The organism is Candidatus Poribacteria bacterium (assembly GCA_026706025.1).
GTDB lineage: Bacteria > Poribacteria > WGA-4E > WGA-4E > WGA-3G > WGA-3G.
This window is the reverse complement of the sequence record JAPOZO010000084.1, coordinates 83,601-100,333: the sequence shown is the minus strand read 5'-3', so window position 1 is coordinate 100,333 and position 16,733 is coordinate 83,601. Positions and strand designations below refer to the sequence as shown.

The 16,733-nt window shown below is 47.9% G+C and carries 14 protein-coding genes; 10 read left to right on the top strand and 4 right to left on the bottom strand.

What is annotated here, in order from left to right; all coding sequences use genetic code 11:
* The first annotated feature begins 73 nt into the window (after positions 1-73).
* A complete protein-coding gene (locus tag OXH00_21185) occupies positions 74-1,093 on the top strand; it encodes a mannonate dehydratase (protein MCY3743537.1) in 1,020 nt (339 codons plus the stop codon).
* Positions 1,090-2,430: a PQQ-like beta-propeller repeat protein gene (locus tag OXH00_21180; GenBank protein MCY3743536.1), complete on the top strand. Its 1,341-nt coding sequence runs from the start codon at positions 1,090-1,092 to the stop codon at positions 2,428-2,430. The genes OXH00_21185 and OXH00_21180 overlap by 4 nt, the downstream gene beginning before the upstream one ends.
* A 4-nt stretch (positions 2,431-2,434) precedes the next feature.
* Here OXH00_21180 and OXH00_21175 read toward each other — a convergent pair whose 3' ends face one another.
* The gene (locus OXH00_21175; protein MCY3743535.1) at positions 2,435-3,523 is read right to left on the bottom strand and encodes a sialidase family protein; all 1,089 of its coding nucleotides are present in this window, start codon (positions 3,521-3,523) and stop codon (positions 2,435-2,437) included.
* A gap of 284 nt (positions 3,524-3,807) precedes the next feature.
* Here OXH00_21175 and OXH00_21170 point away from each other — a divergent pair, with 284 nt between their 5' ends.
* The 3 genes from OXH00_21170 (at position 3,808) to OXH00_21160 (ending at position 7,486) form a co-directional block, all read left to right on the top strand.
* A complete protein-coding gene (locus OXH00_21170; GenBank protein MCY3743534.1) occupies positions 3,808-4,986 on the top strand; it encodes a tetratricopeptide repeat protein in 1,179 nt (392 codons plus the stop codon).
* An 88-nt stretch (positions 4,987-5,074) separates the two neighbouring features.
* Positions 5,075-5,824: a formylglycine-generating enzyme family protein gene (locus OXH00_21165; GenBank protein MCY3743533.1), complete on the top strand. Its 750-nt coding sequence runs from the start codon at positions 5,075-5,077 to the stop codon at positions 5,822-5,824.
* Between the two features lie 9 nt (positions 5,825-5,833).
* Positions 5,834-7,486, top strand: a complete 1,653-nt coding sequence (locus OXH00_21160; GenBank protein MCY3743532.1) for a CRTAC1 family protein — start codon at positions 5,834-5,836, stop codon at positions 7,484-7,486.
* Between the two features lie 129 nt (positions 7,487-7,615).
* On the opposite strand, the gene OXH00_21155 is transcribed toward OXH00_21160, so the two are convergent.
* Positions 7,616-8,344 carry a hypothetical protein gene (locus OXH00_21155; protein ID MCY3743531.1) on the bottom strand — a complete coding sequence of 243 codons (729 nt, stop codon included), beginning with the start codon at positions 8,342-8,344 and terminating at the stop codon, positions 7,616-7,618.
* A 947-nt stretch (positions 8,345-9,291) separates the two neighbouring features.
* Between OXH00_21155 and OXH00_21150 the strand changes: the two genes are divergently transcribed.
* The 4 genes from OXH00_21150 to OXH00_21135 all read left to right on the top strand — a co-directional run bounded on the left by OXH00_21150 (position 9,292) and on the right by OXH00_21135 (position 13,933).
* Positions 9,292-11,496, top strand: coding sequence for a VWA domain-containing protein (locus OXH00_21150; protein ID MCY3743530.1), 2,205 nt, complete (start codon positions 9,292-9,294; stop codon positions 11,494-11,496).
* A 222-nt stretch (positions 11,497-11,718) separates the two neighbouring features.
* Entirely contained in the window at positions 11,719-12,327 is a 609-nt protein-coding gene (locus OXH00_21145; GenBank protein ID MCY3743529.1) for a phosphoribosyltransferase family protein, read from the top strand.
* Positions 12,328-12,375: 48 nt separating this feature from the next.
* Positions 12,376-13,338 carry a DNA-processing protein DprA gene (locus OXH00_21140; GenBank protein ID MCY3743528.1) on the top strand — a complete coding sequence of 321 codons (963 nt, stop codon included), beginning with the start codon at positions 12,376-12,378 and terminating at the stop codon, positions 13,336-13,338.
* Positions 13,339-13,411: 73 nt separating this feature from the next.
* The gene (locus tag OXH00_21135; GenBank protein ID MCY3743527.1) at positions 13,412-13,933 is read left to right on the top strand and encodes a molybdenum cofactor biosynthesis protein MoaB; all 522 of its coding nucleotides are present in this window, start codon (positions 13,412-13,414) and stop codon (positions 13,931-13,933) included.
* A gap of 160 nt (positions 13,934-14,093) precedes the next feature.
* On the opposite strand, the gene OXH00_21130 is transcribed toward OXH00_21135, so the two are convergent.
* Both OXH00_21130 and OXH00_21125 read right to left on the bottom strand, forming a co-directional pair.
* Positions 14,094-14,951: an energy-coupling factor transporter transmembrane component T gene (locus OXH00_21130; protein MCY3743526.1), complete on the bottom strand. Its 858-nt coding sequence runs from the start codon at positions 14,949-14,951 to the stop codon at positions 14,094-14,096.
* A 440-nt stretch (positions 14,952-15,391) separates the two neighbouring features.
* Entirely contained in the window at positions 15,392-16,054 is a 663-nt protein-coding gene (locus OXH00_21125) for a hypothetical protein (protein ID MCY3743525.1), read from the bottom strand.
* A gap of 331 nt (positions 16,055-16,385) precedes the next feature.
* Here OXH00_21125 and OXH00_21120 point away from each other — a divergent pair, with 331 nt between their 5' ends.
* Positions 16,386-16,727 carry an STAS domain-containing protein gene (locus OXH00_21120; GenBank protein ID MCY3743524.1) on the top strand — a complete coding sequence of 114 codons (342 nt, stop codon included), beginning with the start codon at positions 16,386-16,388 and terminating at the stop codon, positions 16,725-16,727.
* Positions 16,728-16,733: the final 6 nt, after the last annotated feature.

Genomic DNA, 16,733 nt, shown 5'->3' with positions numbered 1-16,733 from the left:
AACATTCTACCTGCTACAAAGAAATCTTAACTGATTGCTGACTGCTGATGGCTACAGAAAATGGAGGCACGAAATGGCAAATCACAGTCCATTAAAAAATATTGAACCTGGAATGAAAGTTACGGCACAGATGTCGCCGGAACCGAGTGAGGCAGACTTGCAGTTTGCCAAGCAGATGGATGTTGAATATGTCGTCCTCTGGACGAACGGCGAAAATGCAAATTACGATTATTTCATGAGCCGCCGCGAGATTTTCGAGAACGCAGGGCTCAAGATTTACGGGTTCGGCAACAGTGATGTCCACAATCAAGACGGGATTGTGCTTAACTTGGAGAACCGCGACGCGAAAGTCGAACAGTACAAGCGGTACATCCGTGATCTCGGTAGAGCCGGAATCCCATATACCACATACGCGCACATGGGGAACGGTATTTGGAGCACTGAGCGCGAAACGACCCGTGGCGGTGCCAGTGCAAGGGGATTCAACCTTGAGACTGCGCAAGAGGGACATTGGGGTGGCAATCTATATAAAATGCCGCTCTCACACGGACGCGAATACAGCGAAGAGGAACTCTGGGATAACTACACGTATTTCATCAAGCAGGCGGCACCTGTCGCTGAGGAAGCCGGTGTGATGATCGGTATCCACCCCGACGACCCACCCGCACTGCATCTCGCAGGAATTCCGAGATGTATCTTCAGCAGTTTTGAAGGCTACAAACGCGCCCTCGAAATCGCCGATAGCCCGAATGTCGGGATGTGTTTCTGCGTCGGTTGTTGGTTAGAAGGCGGCGAACTCATGGGCAGAGATGTGATTGAGTCGATCCGCTATTTCGGCGAACGGGACAAGATTTTCAAAGTCCACTTCCGCAACGTCGATCAACCGCTCCCGCATTTCGTTGAGACCTTCGTTGACAACGGCTATCAGGATATGTACCACGTCGCTAAAGCCCTCCGTGAAGTAGATTTCAACGGTGTGTTGATCCCGGATCATATTCCGAGCATGGCGGGCGATCACCGCGTCGGCACAGCATACACGATCGCCTATATGAACGCCCTTGTGAAGCGCGCCAATGAGGAGGTCGCTGCGTGAGAAATTTCCCGCGCGTTGTCTTTCTAACCCTAATTTTCTCCTGGGTAGGGTTGGTAGCGACGTTTGCTGCCGACTGGAACGACTTCCTCGGACCAGAACGGGACGGCAAGTCTCAGGAAAAGATAGACATCGCACCGTGGGGAAAAACGGGACCACCGGTCGTCTGGCATAAGCAGATCGGCACGAGTTACGGGGCACCGATCGTCGCTAATGGACAATTGTTTATTTTCGCACGCCACGGTGATATGGCGCGTCTCACCTGTTTTGATAGTATGACCGGCAACGAACGCTGGCGGTTTGAATACCCGACAGATTATACGGATATGTACGGCTACAATAACGGACCCCGGTGCTGTCCAGTTGTTGACGATGACCGTGTCTATATTTTTGGGGCAGACGGGATACTACACTGTGTTCGCGTTTCGGATGGTAAAGGTTTGTGGAAAATTGACACGATGGCGCAGTTTCACGTCGTCCAAAACTTTTTCGGTGTCGCTTCAGCACCCGCTGTCGAAGGTGAGCTGCTCATCGTTCAGATTGGCGGTTCGCCACCGGGCAGTCCGAAAGATATTTGGGGCGCGAACGGCAGCCCCGATCCGAACGGGAGTGGTATTGTCGCCTTTAACAAGCACACCGGCGAAGTCGTCTACCAAATCGCAGATGAGCTCGCGAGTTACGCGAGTCCTATCTTTACAACGATTGATGATAGACGGTGGGGGTTCGCCTTCCTACGCGGTGGACTCGTCGGCTTTGAACCGGCATCAGGCGCAATTGATTTCCACTATCCGTGGCGGCATTCCAAAATTGAATCCGTCAACGCTTCGAGTCCGGTCATTGCCGACGATTTCGTCTTTATTAGCGAGTCCTACGGCATTGGTAGTTCAGTACTCAAGGTGCGTCCGGGCAGCTACGAGGTCGTTTGGAAAGATCGCGCGACGCGCAGGAACAAGTCCATGGAGTTGCACTGGAACACTGCAATCCACCATGAGGGTTACCTCTATGCCTGTAGTGGGCAACGTCCCAACGGGGCAGAACTCCGCTGTGTGGAACTCAAAACGGGTAAGGTCAGGTGGTCACAACGCGTTGATGAACGTGCCTCGCTGCTTTGGGTGAACAACTACTTTATTTATCTCGGTGAGTACGGACGTTTGATGCTCCTTAAATGCACACCTGAGAAATTAGAGGTAATTTCTCAGGTGTCCTCACTGAGAGATAAAAACGGTCGCCAGTTAGTGAAATATCCTGCTTGGGCAGCCCCTGTATTGGCAGATGGTTATCTCTATATCCGTGGCAAAGATCGCCTTGTATGCTTCGATCTGCGTTCAGGCACCAATTAAACCGCTACGGTTTCCACAACGTCGCCTCAATGAACCGTTCACCATCCGGTTCTTCATCAAAATAGTAGGCAGTTACCAGAGTTCCATCGGGACGTTGGATCGTGCGAGGGTAGCCGATGTCGTGGTCACCACCATTATCGCGTAAGACGATTTCCTCACCCCAGGTTTTGCCAGCGTCCCTGCTCAACTTCGCACAGATTTGGTGCGGCGCATCCCGGTATCCATAGATAAGGCATAATCTGCCATCATGAAGAAGCGTTAGGGTTGGCGGATTCCCACCACGTCCGGTGTTTTCCGCAGGACGGTTCATGTAGTCCCATGTCTGTCCGTTATCATTTGAACTGTAGAGATCAATCCAGTTTAACCGCTCTTCCCAGTCTGAACCTGAAGCATTACCTTTGCCGCGGCATCGAACCGCGACTAAAATTTGCGACGCCGACAACCGAACGCTTGCAGGCATAATAGCAAACCCTTCAGGTTCCGGTCCGATCTGAGATAACAACGAAAAAGACGCGCCGCCATCGGTTGTTTGTGCACAGAATATCAATCCCTCTTCACCATCCGCTTTTGACGCGGTAAGAAACACCAAGCATTCATCCGAACTTGAGACCAAGTAATCCGTGCGTGCTGCGATACCGGTGTACCCGAACATCGGCAGCTTAAACGGTCCTCCCCAACTTTTGCACCGATCTGTAGAGGTATAAAACCATGAGTATGCTCCGGCTCTCAGTCCGGTTCTGCTGCACATCATCGCAAAATCTGGGTGTGAAAAATCGACGCGTTGTGGGGTCTCAAACGAGACACCTGCTTCCTGCCGATGCCGTTCTTCTACATGCTCATCTGCGGAGAGTGTGCCTCTTGCTGGTAGACGACATGGGGTCTCCGAAACGCGCCACGTCTCGCCGCCATCTAAACTTCGTGCCTGCATCCCTATAAACGGTTTATCTCGGTCGCGACGGTGGAAACCCGCATCCGACTTGTGATACCCAACGGTAAAACCGACAACGATCTCGTTGTCCCATGACCAGATACCGTAATTTGCTGGCCAGCCCGCATAACGCCCTGGCTCTCGATAGATTGTAACCTGTCGCATTTTTATTTTTATGCCTCATTTCTTGTTTGATAATTTCTGCACAGTATAACACCGACTTCCGTTTTTCACTATGAAAAACTTGACTTTTTTCGGGAGTGGCGTTAACATTTAAACAACTTTCCGTGTTAGCAGGATTTGAACTGTTGATATAAATACACTAGGACTTACGCATTTTTCCTTAAAGTCCCCCTGATAAGGGGGATTTAGGGGGTTAAGTGTACTAAAATATCGCCCTGCATGCTAAATTTGCGTAAGTTCTGTACACGAAATTTTAGGATAACCCAATGCGAAATTGGTTGAAAATTGGCATCATGCTTTGGCTCTGTTTGCCGTTCTCTAATGTTGTTGGTGAAAAATCTGATGACCATAGTGGATATGTGCAACACGTAGAACAAGGCTTTGCTTTCATGTTCCGGGGCAACAATCAGAAGGCTATCTCCGCATTTGAAGCCGCGCTGACGATTGAACCTGATCACTATGAAATCTTGCACTATCTCGGCATGGCTTATGCCCAAGAACAATTCTGGAACAAAGCCGCCGAAAGTTATCAGCGTTCTCTAACGTTGATGCCCGACAACATTGAGGCACTCTACTCGCTCGGCGTTGTGTATTTTAGACTGGATAAGTGGGCAGACGCGGTACCGGCATTAGCGCGCGTCGTTGAACTTTCACCACAACACGCACGCGGATACGAAGTACTCGGCAAGTCGTTCATCAAACTCCGTCGGTATACAGAGGCGATCTCAGTTTTGAGGCAGGCTCTTGAACTGAAACCGCAGGCAGCGGGGACGTATCAAGAACTCGGCACGGCGCACCTCAATTTGAAAGCATATCCAGAAGCGATAGAAAGCTTCAAACAGGCATTAGCGTTCGGACCGGGACGTTACGCGGAGCCACACTATGGACTCGGTATGGCATATCTCCGATCCGGCGACCGCGAGAAAAGTAGAGCCGAGATGCAAATTTATCAGCAGTTACAAAAGGAGTTCGCCGAATACGAACGCCTGATGCGTCTGACGCGCGCCGAACCGAATAACCTTGATGCTTGGACAGGCTTAGCCACCTTGTTGATGAACCAAAAAAACTATGGTCAAGCCGTTCAGGCGTTTCAGAGATGTATTGAGCTTGCCCCGAACGATGCCACCCTTCATCACGGTTTAAGCCGAGCATTTATGAATTTGAACTATCCTAAACACTCCGCCGAAGCTGCCAAAAGAGCCATTCAGTTGCGTCCGAACGAATCTATCCTCTATAATACACTCGGAAGTGCTTATGCGATGCAAGGCGACACACAAAAGGCAATTGCAGCATTCCAAAAAGCGGTTGAACTTGACAGCGAGCAACCCTATTATCACCTTAATCTTTCAAAATTATATCAGAGTCTCGGCAACCAGCAACTTGCGCAGGAGCATTATCGCGCCTATGAACACTTTTTGTCTGAACAGAAAGCGAAACAGAAATAGTCATCGCAATATCATATTACTGTCTCTTTTCACACTGCTTTTCAGTATCTGCGCCTGTCCGATCGTATTCGCACAAAAAGCGGAGAATATGATCCTAATTCCTGCCGGTACCTTCACAATGGGGAGCGACAACCGCGCCGCTGATGAAAAACCGAAGCATAAAGTCTATCTTGACGCTTATTACATCAGCAAATATGAAGTAACCAACGCCGAGTACTACGAATTTTGGAAACTTCAAGCGGATGCCCGACAGGATGGGTCAAAACACACGCCGGAAAGTTTCTCACATCTCCCACAAATTGGTGCCTGGCCCGCCCGCGCAAAGGAGTTCCCGAACCATCCAGTCGTTGGGATTTCATGGCACGATGCAAAGGCTTATGCAGTGTGGAAAAGGATGCGGCTGCCAACCGAAGCGGAATGGGAGAAAGCAGCACGCGGCTACACCGATAGAATATGGCCCTGGGGCAATGCAATCGAACCGCACGCCAATACCGCCGCCAACGATGACGGCTACGAGAATCGCCTCGCGCCCGTCGGGAGTTTTCCGAAGGGTAAAAGTTACTATGGCATCATGGATATGGCAGGTAATGTTTGGGAATGGACAGCGGATTGGTACAGCGATGTCTATTACGGGTACAGTTCACGCGCTGCAGCGAAACGTCCGAAGAAGAATCCGACGGGCCCGACTGTCGGTAGTTGGCGTGTCATCCGCGGCGGTTCTTGGATCGATAAAATCGCCCGATGCAGCACGACATTTCGGTTTTACCTCTACCCAAATCTCAAAACCTCCTTTGTCGGCTTCCGATTAGCAAAAACCGCCGAAAAAACATCAAAATAGCCCTACACGATGCCTTCCAACCTGATTCCACGATTCCTCTTACTTCTCTCTCTCACATTTATAGGTCGTGCTGCTGCGCAACTGCCTGTCTTTGTAGATGTTACTGAAGAGGCGGGTATCCACTTCAAACATAGCAACGGTAAAACCGAACATAAGCACATCATCGAGACAATGGGTTCCGGTGTCGTCTTTTTTGATTACGATGCCGATGGCGATGCTGATCTTTATTTTGTCAACAGTGGTAGCATGCCACAAACTGGACAGGACACGCAGCAGGCACAACTCGGAAATGTGCTCTATCGCAACGAAGGCAATGGACTTTTTACAGATGTTACTGAGCCGTCTGGAACAGGGGACACAGGGTACGGGATGGCAGCTGCCGCTGGAGATATTGATAACGACGGTGATGCCGACCTTTATGTCGCCAACTTTGGACAGGACGTGCTTTACCAAAACAACGGCGACGGCACCTTCACTGACATCACCGAATCCGCAGGGATTGATAACACACTTTGGGGGATCGCTGTCATCTATCTCGATTTCGATGGTGATGGCGATTTGGATATTTTCGTCGTCAATTATCTCGTCTACGAATTGTCGATGCCAGTTACAACCTTTAAAGGTATTATCGGTTACGGGCATCCGCGCAGCTACGAGGGAACACCTGATGTGCTTTACCGAAACAACGGCGACGGCACTTTCACTAACATCGCAGAAACCGCGGGCGTGACAAATCCTGCTGAGGGTAGAGGGATGGCTGCTGTTGCCTGTGACTACGATAATGACGGGTTTCCTGATATTTACGTCACCAACGATACGAATCGTAATTTTCTCTATCATAACAACAGTGATGGCACTTTCACCGATGAAAGCCTGTTTATCGGCATCGGTTATGACGAAAACGGTGTCGCGGAAGGTTCTATGGGGGTGGATTGTGGCGATTATAACGGGGATGGGTGGCTTGACTTCATCGTCGCAAATTCCGAGAAAGCGACCCTTTATAAGAACGAGGGAGGACTTTTCTTTCTTGACGCAACCGTGAACAGTGGGTTACAGCAACCAACACTCCCCTACGTCGGTTTTAGTCCACTCTTCTTGGATTACGATAACGATGGACATCTTGATCTGTTCTGTGCAAACGGACATCCACAAGATGTCATCGAAATCTTGATGGACCACGAAACCTACGCCCAACGCGATCAGATGTTTCAAAGCAACGGCGATGGCACTTACACGGACGTATCAGAGACCGCTGGGACTTATTTCATGGAGACGCTCGTCGGTAGAGCTGCCGCTACGGCTGACTATGACAATGATGGGGACACCGATGTCGTCATCATGAATTCCAACCAGCGCGCCGTTTTGCTTCGCAACGACGGTGGAAACCAAAAAAATTGGCTCGGTATTAAGTTGATCGGTAGCCGAAGCAATCGAGATGGTATTGGCGCGAAGGTTACGATTTCCACAGGGGACCTGACACAAATAAGAGAGGTAAAAAGCGGTTCGAGTTACGCATCAGGCAGCGATACGCGATTGCTGTTCGGTTTGGCAGAGAACCAACATATTGAGAAGATTACGATTGTCTGGCAAGGTGGTACAACACAGGCGTTGGAAAATGTGGCTATCAATCAGATTTTAACGATTATGGAGTCGCAACAGTGAAGGATTTCAAACGCCATGAGTCAATTTAACCTGTAGGTTGGAGTGAACGGTGTTGAAAGTAAGAGAAATAATAGACAACAAAAAACCCGTATCCGGTTTGGGATACGGGTTTTTCATTAGCAATAAGAACTACTGCCGTTTGATATCTGCCCACTGCGTCGCCAGTTTGCCTTTCGGTTCAACAGGTGTCAGGACATTCAAAAAGAGGTTATCCGTTGTGGGTGCAATGAGGAGGTCGGTGTCAGTCGGTTCAAAGCGGAGGTTGACGTAATCCGCGCCACCCGATTCACCACACTTGTAGTGTAAGAAATTTTCACCCTTCCTGAGTTGAATCTCAGTCGGTGTTGTAACGACCTGAGCACCACCTGTCCACGTAGGATTATCATAAATCTTTTCGCCGTTAAGCCAGATTTGGGCGTGATCATCGTGTGCAGGATGCATCGTTGTTGTCCGGTCATCCGGCGAGATGATCGCAATAATGCCGTGCCACGTTACATCTCTGATGACGGCTCCATCCACACCGTGGCTGGATGAGATATTGTACTGGTCTTCGATATCAATGTCAACAATTGACCAACCGAGTAAGGCACCGTTCGAGTCCGATTTGATGATGATATTTGCCGTTTTTCCGACACCATCGCGTGTGGAAACGGAGGCATTTGAAATAGCACCCTCGCTACCTAATGAAAGATAGTCAAGTTCCGCTGATGTGCTGAAACCACCGGTCTCCGTTACCAGGTCGAGGCCCCACCATTTTTCAATCCAGTTATCACCTGCCGGTTGCCAATTTTGTGCGAGTGCCATTGGCGCAAGCATCACAACGCAGGCAAGTGCAATAAAGATTGCGACTTTTTTCATAGCTATGAATTCTCCTTCTTCAAAAATGTACACAAGGTTCTGAACTTTGAGCGAAAAGCGCGCTTCCCAAAGCGTCACCTTGCCTGATTTAACTTTCGGTGATAGCAGTACTGCATGCAATCACGCATGTGAATGCTGACGTTACATCGGTAAACCGAACCGATGTCGGTTTTTGTCAGCGATGTGATTCTTTAACTTTTCGCAGTGTTGTATACGGCACCGCGAGGCATTAAAGAACACATTTAGTAAATTATAGCACTTTTCAAATATAAATTGCAAGAAAAAAGTGCAAAGTCCTATGGAATTCATAAAAGTGTATCATAAAGCACAGAATTTGTCAAGTTTAATTTGAACAACTCCGTTTTTTGTGCTATAATAACGTAAGTTTGCGTTTAAGGATTCAACGGAACTGACACAATCTATCACGTCTGCCGTAGATTATGTGCTAAACGCGTTCCGTTACGTCAGCAGCGTGTTATGTCCCACCTGACTTGTGTTCAATGCTTATCACCTAAATTTACGGTTTGGAAGCCCAAGTCTTTAGACTTGGGAGGAAAAACCGCTCTTGTGAATTAGACCAAACTTTTTAAATAAGATTTGATTTTCAAGGAAATAAACATTATAGTAAAATCGGAAAATGTGTTTACACTTCGCATCTTCGTAGGGCTGGGTAACCCAGCCCCTACGAGTTACCGTGTGTGCAAATAATTATGGGATTTACTATAAGTTGCTACCTAAAAAGTTATAATCGCCGACTTGGATTATCAAATATGCCCGATTTCGTGCAAGCGAGTGTAAAAAATGCCCTATTTGGTGCAGGGCGCGCAGTAAACCCGCCAGTACGGTATTGCTCAGATTGGCACAAAAATTGCTCGTTGACTTACATACAATATTAATATATAGGTTGGTCTGCTACCAGTTAAATTAGATACAGCGGAGGAAACATTATGAACCGTTCCCAAAGGCGAAATCGCTCTATACGCGCACTACTTTTTGCAGGTGTTGTTCACCTTTGCCTTGCTATTGTCTTTATGTTCTCTTTCTATGTCCAGAGACCGACCAATATTCAAGACGTGATCGCTGCAGATTTGATAAACCCAAAAGAGGCACCGAAACAACGGCGCAGACTTAAACCGCCGCCACCGAAGAAACTACGGGTCCCACAGCAGACGGATCCATCTACTGAGTCGAGCCAACGCCATTTAGACTTGGCTGCCTCCGCCAATTTAATCAATGAGACTGTGCGACAATCAGAAGCAGAACTGCTGCATAGCGCGACGAAATCTGTCTCGGAGACAGAGACAGCACTGCCGGATGTGATGACAGAAGCACGTCCATTCAATAGCCGCGCCGCTCCGATTCATAAATCCGTAGCAAGTCCTTTTCAAACGACCGCAGGTGAAGGTGTTAATAGCCCACGGCAACGCGTTAAAGGCGATGGGGCTTACGGTTTTCACAAACTCGAATCGACAGGGACTTCCGACGTTGGGATGATCGGGGACGGCGATGGCGACGGTGAAGGCGAAGGCACCGGCAACGGAGATAGCACCAACCCATTTGCTGAAGCACTTAAAAACATCGCTAACCATATCATCGCGACACGAGAACTCGACAAGGTGAACGTTGTCTTTGTACTCGACACCAGCGCGAGTATGCGCGACAACATCCAACAAGTCGCAGCGAATCTGTATGCCTTAACCGACGCGTTTGATCTCGTTAATATCGAATACCACCTCGGGATGTCTGAATTCAGTGTACGACATGAAGGACAAAGACTCGAAGTCCGCACCCTGTTACCCGATGTTGCGATGCTACGGAGACGGATGCAGAAAGTCTTACTCAGCGGCAATGAACACGCACTTGATGCTTTAGTAGACACACTACACCGGATCGATTTTCATGCCGATGCCGATAAATTTATCGTCCTCGTAACCGACGAACCCGCATCGACGGCTTTTAAGAAAGAGGATTCCTATAAAATGATGCGGGAGAAGGCTATTAAAGAATATCAACTTCAAGAGATCCGGGTCAACGTCCTCGGACATACAGAACCCTTTCAGCCACGACTCGCCGAAGAGACAGGCGGACTCTGGCAGCGGATTCCGGGAGACATCGGCAGTGCAACTGCACTCCCCAGCACGCACGCTGGCAATAGCGCATTTATCAAGGTCTTCCGGGACATCGTTAAAGATATTCGTCGCAGCGGGGGCCAATTGCTGTTCAGCATGGAATCGAAATTTGAGGTGCATCTCGAAGATGGTGATATACCCGCCAAGAAATTGGAACGTATGTTTGAAGAAAATGGAATCTCTTTATCCATGGGCGGTAGCCTCTTTAATAATGCCAAGGTCTGGGAGAAGGAAAAAGGCGATTTGTGGGTGATTACGGACTACTCAAGTGGACACACCTACACAATCCGGAAAGCAGGCGACAGACTCAACGTTTATGCGGGTATTTTTCCCGAAAGTTGGGGGCTCGCCGAAAACTTCAACGCGATGACACAACAGCGTGGAAATAGATGGCTTATAAATGACCGGAGTAGCAGACGGATGTACACCGTCCGAAGTGAAAAAAATAAATTAAACATCTACGCCGGTGGAACCCCCGGTGCCTCGCCTGAAAAGGGGTTCGGGACTTTTGTGGATATTGTTGTCATGCTCGATTACAGTCGGAGTATGGGCGGGAAATCTGAAGCGATTATGCTCGGACTCAGCACGCTTATCGGTAGGTTAGACATCCTCCCTATCAAGTATCGGATTGGGCTTATCCGTTTCGCGGAAGCCAAGGATGCGATTAAGGTCATCAACGGCGCGGTCGTTACACAGATGCCGCTCAACGAGTCGATGTTAAAGAGTTATATGGAAGACCCGTTCGGTGGCGACGAGCACCTTATTGACGCAGTTGTGGAAGGCCTGCCAAAGGTGAAATTCAGTCCGTACGCCAGCCGGATCCTGCTCATCCTGACAGACGAACCGACAACCGGCAAGTATCCACCGGAACGTGCGCTTGACGTATGTCAATCGTTAGGGGTCCGCGCCTATGTGATCGGTCATCCGCGAGCGGCAGATTTTCAGAAAACCCTCGTGGAACAGACAGGTGGCATCTTTTTTACGATGCCGAAGCATCTAAGCAAAACCTATCCGAACCAATAAATTAGTTGTCAGTACGATTTTCTCTCACTGCGAGGCATGAAAAATCTTTCAGTTATCAGTTGTCGGTACTCAGTTATCAGTCGCTGGAGAATGTAAACTACCCTTACCCACGGACATTTCGGAAGTTTAATTAGTTTTGCGTATAGTCCTGATGGCCACATAATCGCAACCGGAGGCGACGACGGCACCGTTCTTTTATGGAATTTTGCTTCTTATATTCACATGGAAATGAATATTAATCCACAAGAAATTTACGGCAATTGGCGGGCAGGTTGGGCTTTGGATACTCATACATTATCAAGTCGTCCGTTACCGAGTGGAGGGTATGATACGGAGCGAACTGAATTTGGCGAATTGGTTTTCCTGTTGAAATATCGTCATGATAGGACGAAAATTCAACCGATAGCAGAGGTTGCTGCCAATTTTAGTAAAGAGAAATTTGCTGTTGATGGACATCCGATCCTGCCATATCTAAAGGCGATTCTTCCGATTCCACCCTCAGATCAAAATCGGGATTTTCAGCCTGTTACTGAAGTCGCACAAGACATAGGGAAACTCCTAAGTGTGCCGGTACGTACAGATTATCTGACGAAAGTAAAACGGACGGTTCCTCTTAAGAATTTGCCAGATGTGAAAAGTAAGAGCGAACAACTCCGCGGAGCGTTTGTTGTCCGATCCCAGGATTTAAAGGATCAATGCGTTTTGTTAGTTGATGACCTCTATGACTCAGGAACAACTTTGACAGAGGTATCCAAAGTTCTCTACGAACAGGGCGGTGTTCAACATGTGCTTGTTCTAACACTTACCCGAACACGGACAGGCGGCAATTAAAGATATGAATTGCAGCGTTACTAAAACTGACCAAATAAGGACAGGAAGATGAACATTAATAGAGATTATTTCTGGTTTCGGCTCTTTAAGACACGAGGCATAGGGCCCAAACTTCTGGTATCTGTTGCTAAAACATTAGAGGCAGAAAACCTAAACCCAGAAATGCTGCCGCGCAGTCAAAGCGATCTCTCGGCAAAGTTTCCCAAATTAGCGAAAATTCTTAATGGAAAAATCCGGGCAGAAGAGAGAGAAAAGGTGACTACGGCTTACGAGCAACTTAAAAAGCAGGGAATTGATATTATTTATCCCGGTCACCCAGATTTTCCGCCACATCTCCTTGAAATTGCCCCGATCCTATTTGTTAAAGGGCAGCAAAAACGTCTCATATCGGATAGCGTCGCAATCGTGGGTGCACGGAACGTGTCGGGTAAAGGAATTCGTATTGCAAGAAAACTTGCCAATGATCTTGCAAGCGAAAGCATAAACGTTGTCTCTGGATATGCCAAAGGTGTTGACTCAGAAGCACACTTAGGTGCATTAGAGGCAGAGGGAACAACGACTCTTGTCCTTCCGAATGGCATCAACCAACTGCGTCAGAAAAACGCATTTAAAAAATTCAATTGGGACCGAGATGTCCTCGCGGTTTCACAGTTTGATCCAGATACCAAATGGATTGCACGCAACGCAATGGCACGAAACAAACTTGTGTGTGCACTCTCTAAAGCAGTTGTTGTCATTGAATCGGGACCTGAACGAGATGCGCAAGGTAAAATGAGCGGGACTTTCAACGCTGCGAAAACGGCTCTCAGTATGGGTTTACCGCTTTTTGTACTCAACCCCAATTGCCTTGACAATGCTCCGGAAGGGAACGCCGCGCTGATTGAGTTGGGAGGTCATAGCCTCGATCCCACCAATGGTGCAAAGGAAATTGTTGAACGTGCCTTTGTCAAAACAACGGAACCTATTCCAATCTCAAATCAGAATTCTGCTGAGCAAATACCACTTTTCTGAAACTGAAAGATTTTTCGCAGAAAAATCGTACTCACAACTGGTAACTGTTAACTATTAACTGAAAGGAATAATAATGTCAACAACTTCTACAAGTACACAACAACACCGAGAAATGGCGACCGAAGAAGGACCTGTCGCCGTCGCGATCGTTACCGTCAGTGACACCCGCACGCCGGAAACAGACAAAAACGCTGCGTTCCTACGCGAACAGCTCGCCGCAGACGGGAACAGCGTCACTGCCTACCAAATCATAAAAGACGAACCCGACCAAGTCGCCGCAGTATTAGATCAAATGGCAGAAAGCGACGCACAAGTCATCCTGTTCAACGGTGGTACAGGGATCGCCCCACGCGACACGACGTTTGACATTCTGAATCGCAAATTGGAAAAGACGTTGCCCGGATTTGGGGAGCTCTTTCGGATGTTCAGTTATGATCAGGTCGGTGCAGCGGCGATGCTATCAAGAGCAACGGCGGGTGTCTATCGTGGCAAAGTGGTTATTTCTACACCGGGATCAACCGCGGCTGTACAACTCGCATGGGAAAAATTGATCGGACCCGAATTGCAACATCTCGCATGGGAAGTCGGACGGTAAAATAGTTGTCAAGGGATTAGCCGTCAGCAGTTAGGGCGTTTTTTTCTCCGAAAAAACTGTCAGCCGTCAGTAAAAGAGTTTCTGATTAAATCAAATACTTCTTTGCTGATTGCTAATGGCTGATGGCTATTCTTGCTGACAACTGATGGCTAATAGTCGATCACAATACTTCGCGCGTAAAGGTATACACATGCCGCAACCATGATGCGTAATAAAACCCGTTCGCATAACAGAAATAGAGCAGTTTCAACCCAATAATACTGATTAAACAAGCAGTCAACACCGCAAGAAGCCCAAAATCCCACGCGCCCATCTTCAGCGTCCGCAGCGAAGTACGCTGCCCTGCCGTCTCCGGTGAGAACCCTCGACTCTCAACCGATTCACCGAGATGCGTCGCGTGCCGAATGTTCCCTGCCAAAATAGGACGGAAACTATTGATCACACCGCGGCACGTAGCGAGTAGATTGAGCCGAAAATAGCGGAACCCTCTTAACCGTTGCGACCGAAACACAGCCGACGCTTCATTCGCAACAACCGGAATAAAATGCAATGCCGTCGTCACCATAAAGGCGAGCGTTGCTGGTACGCGTAACTGCGACAAGGCGAGGAGCAGGTCCCGGGGTTGCGTCGTCCAGACGATAAAACACCCGATGGCGAGCGTCGTGTTGAAACGGAGCGATTGAATAATCCCGTGGAATAGCCCTTCCCGATAGACCCGAATCCCACCTGTCATCTTTCCTATGAGTGGAAATTCCGGTGGCACGAGCGTGAATAGCGCGGTGCGCGGAAATTCGTTATAGAAGATCGCTTGACTGTAAATGAGTCCCCACGTTGTGAAAAAGAGAAACGCACAAAGCAACCCAATCTGCCGCCACGTCGGTCCCGACAGCGCAATGAGCGTCAGGCTACCGAGGAAACAGGCGAGCAATGCCGTCGGGCTGTCCAGCAAAATGACGAGACACCCAGCGATAAGCATCGTCAGGATTTTTGTGCGGGGTTCAAGTATCGTAGTGCGCATTGTGTGACTTTTTCAGACAAGTATAGCAGATTTATGGTGTGGGTGGCAATCAAATGTTGTCGTTTTCAGTTGTCATTAGAATCGGTTGTGTCAAAGAATTCGAGATTTGGAAATCCGTCTTACAGGGAAAGCGAAAGGGTCAGTGATGAAAAATAAGGTTTTGATTGTGGTGTTGAAGTTGCTACAGAGAGGGCGTTCCTGCGGAATTGCTGAGTCGCCATGCATGGATTTTCAGTATTCAGTTGCTTGTGATGGGTTCTCTTATCATGGAAATCATAACCATCAGAGAAATCAGAGTTCAGAAAGCAAAAGTGTAAAGCGTTAGGAAACCGCCTGTCCGAGTCAGGGTGCCGAGAGGGTTGTTTTTTCTAAAATTGACGCTTATGACACGCTGCAAAACCGCACCTACCGGGCCTGAGGATTACCGAACCTTGGAACCATTAGTATCCGTGTGGGATTTTCTCTTCCGACAGCCAGAGACCAATCAAGTCCGTAATCCCTGGATCGTATTTCTTGAACGCATTTCTGGTTTTAAATTCTTGATTTTTGCCGACATAATACCACATACGGACACCTTCTGCCCAATACTCACCTACTGGCGAGGATTCTAACTTCCAGTTATCTACAGAAAAATACTTGTCTCTCCATAATCCGAGTTTCATCGCCTGATGGTAAGCACGATTTAATGAGGGATTGAATTCTGGGTCCATCTTTGAAGCGACAGAATGGACTGCATGCCCGAACTCGTGAACGAATGTGTCCATGCTCGGCTTCTTTTTCCTTTCAATATAAGCGGCGAAACGACCTGGGAACCCCAGGGACTCTTGCGGTGTTAAAGCGAGACCCCTGAGACGCGACTTGCTCTCCTCCCATCCGAGCGAGGCTGTGATGCTCTCACCGGGCGCGATAAGGATAAATTCATAACCTGAGAGTTTACTCAGGATCTCTGGGCGTTTGGCAGTGATTGTCAAAACAATTTCCTTCGCCGCGTAAAAAGCCTTATCATTCACCTTACCCGAACCTGTGATCGTCATCTCGCCGACATCGAGGTATTTTATGACTTGAATTTTTTCTTTTGCTTCCGAAACGTTTGGTGTTCGCATTTTTGAGAGTCCTTCTTGGTTAACTTGTGCTATTTTATTTATAGATTTTCAGGGTTGGTAAAATTATAACATATTTTGCAGCGCGAGTGCCAAGTTAACGACTTTAACCTCCTTATCAAGGATATTTTGAACACTTCGCTATTGGCACATCTACCCATAAATATTTACATATTTTGATAATTTACCAATAAATTTTAAAAAATATTGAACTTTTTTTGATTTAAGGAGTCTAAAGTAACAAATACTCACATTGAACGGTTAAATAACGTTCAAACGATGAAAAAAATTAAGCAAACTAAATTGTGATCTAAAAAACATAGGGAGCAAAAAAATGACTACACAAATTCGCCAGCAAAATGGTATTTCGATTTTGGAACCCAATGGAAAGATTGTCGGAGCCTCAATATTAGGATTATGGGAAACACTCTCACCCCAAATAGAGGATTACGACACACCCCGCATTCTCATCAATTTTGGGAAAGTCAATAAGATTGATAGTGCAGGGCTTGGCGCACTTCTGGACGCACGTGCCATGACAAAGCGAAAGAATGGTCGCATTGGGGTTATCAATGTCGGAACAAATATAAGAAACATACTCGTTATGACTCGGATTATAACTGAGTTTGAACACTTCGACAGCGAGGCTGATGCCGTTGCGGCACTCTCCGCATAGCGTCTA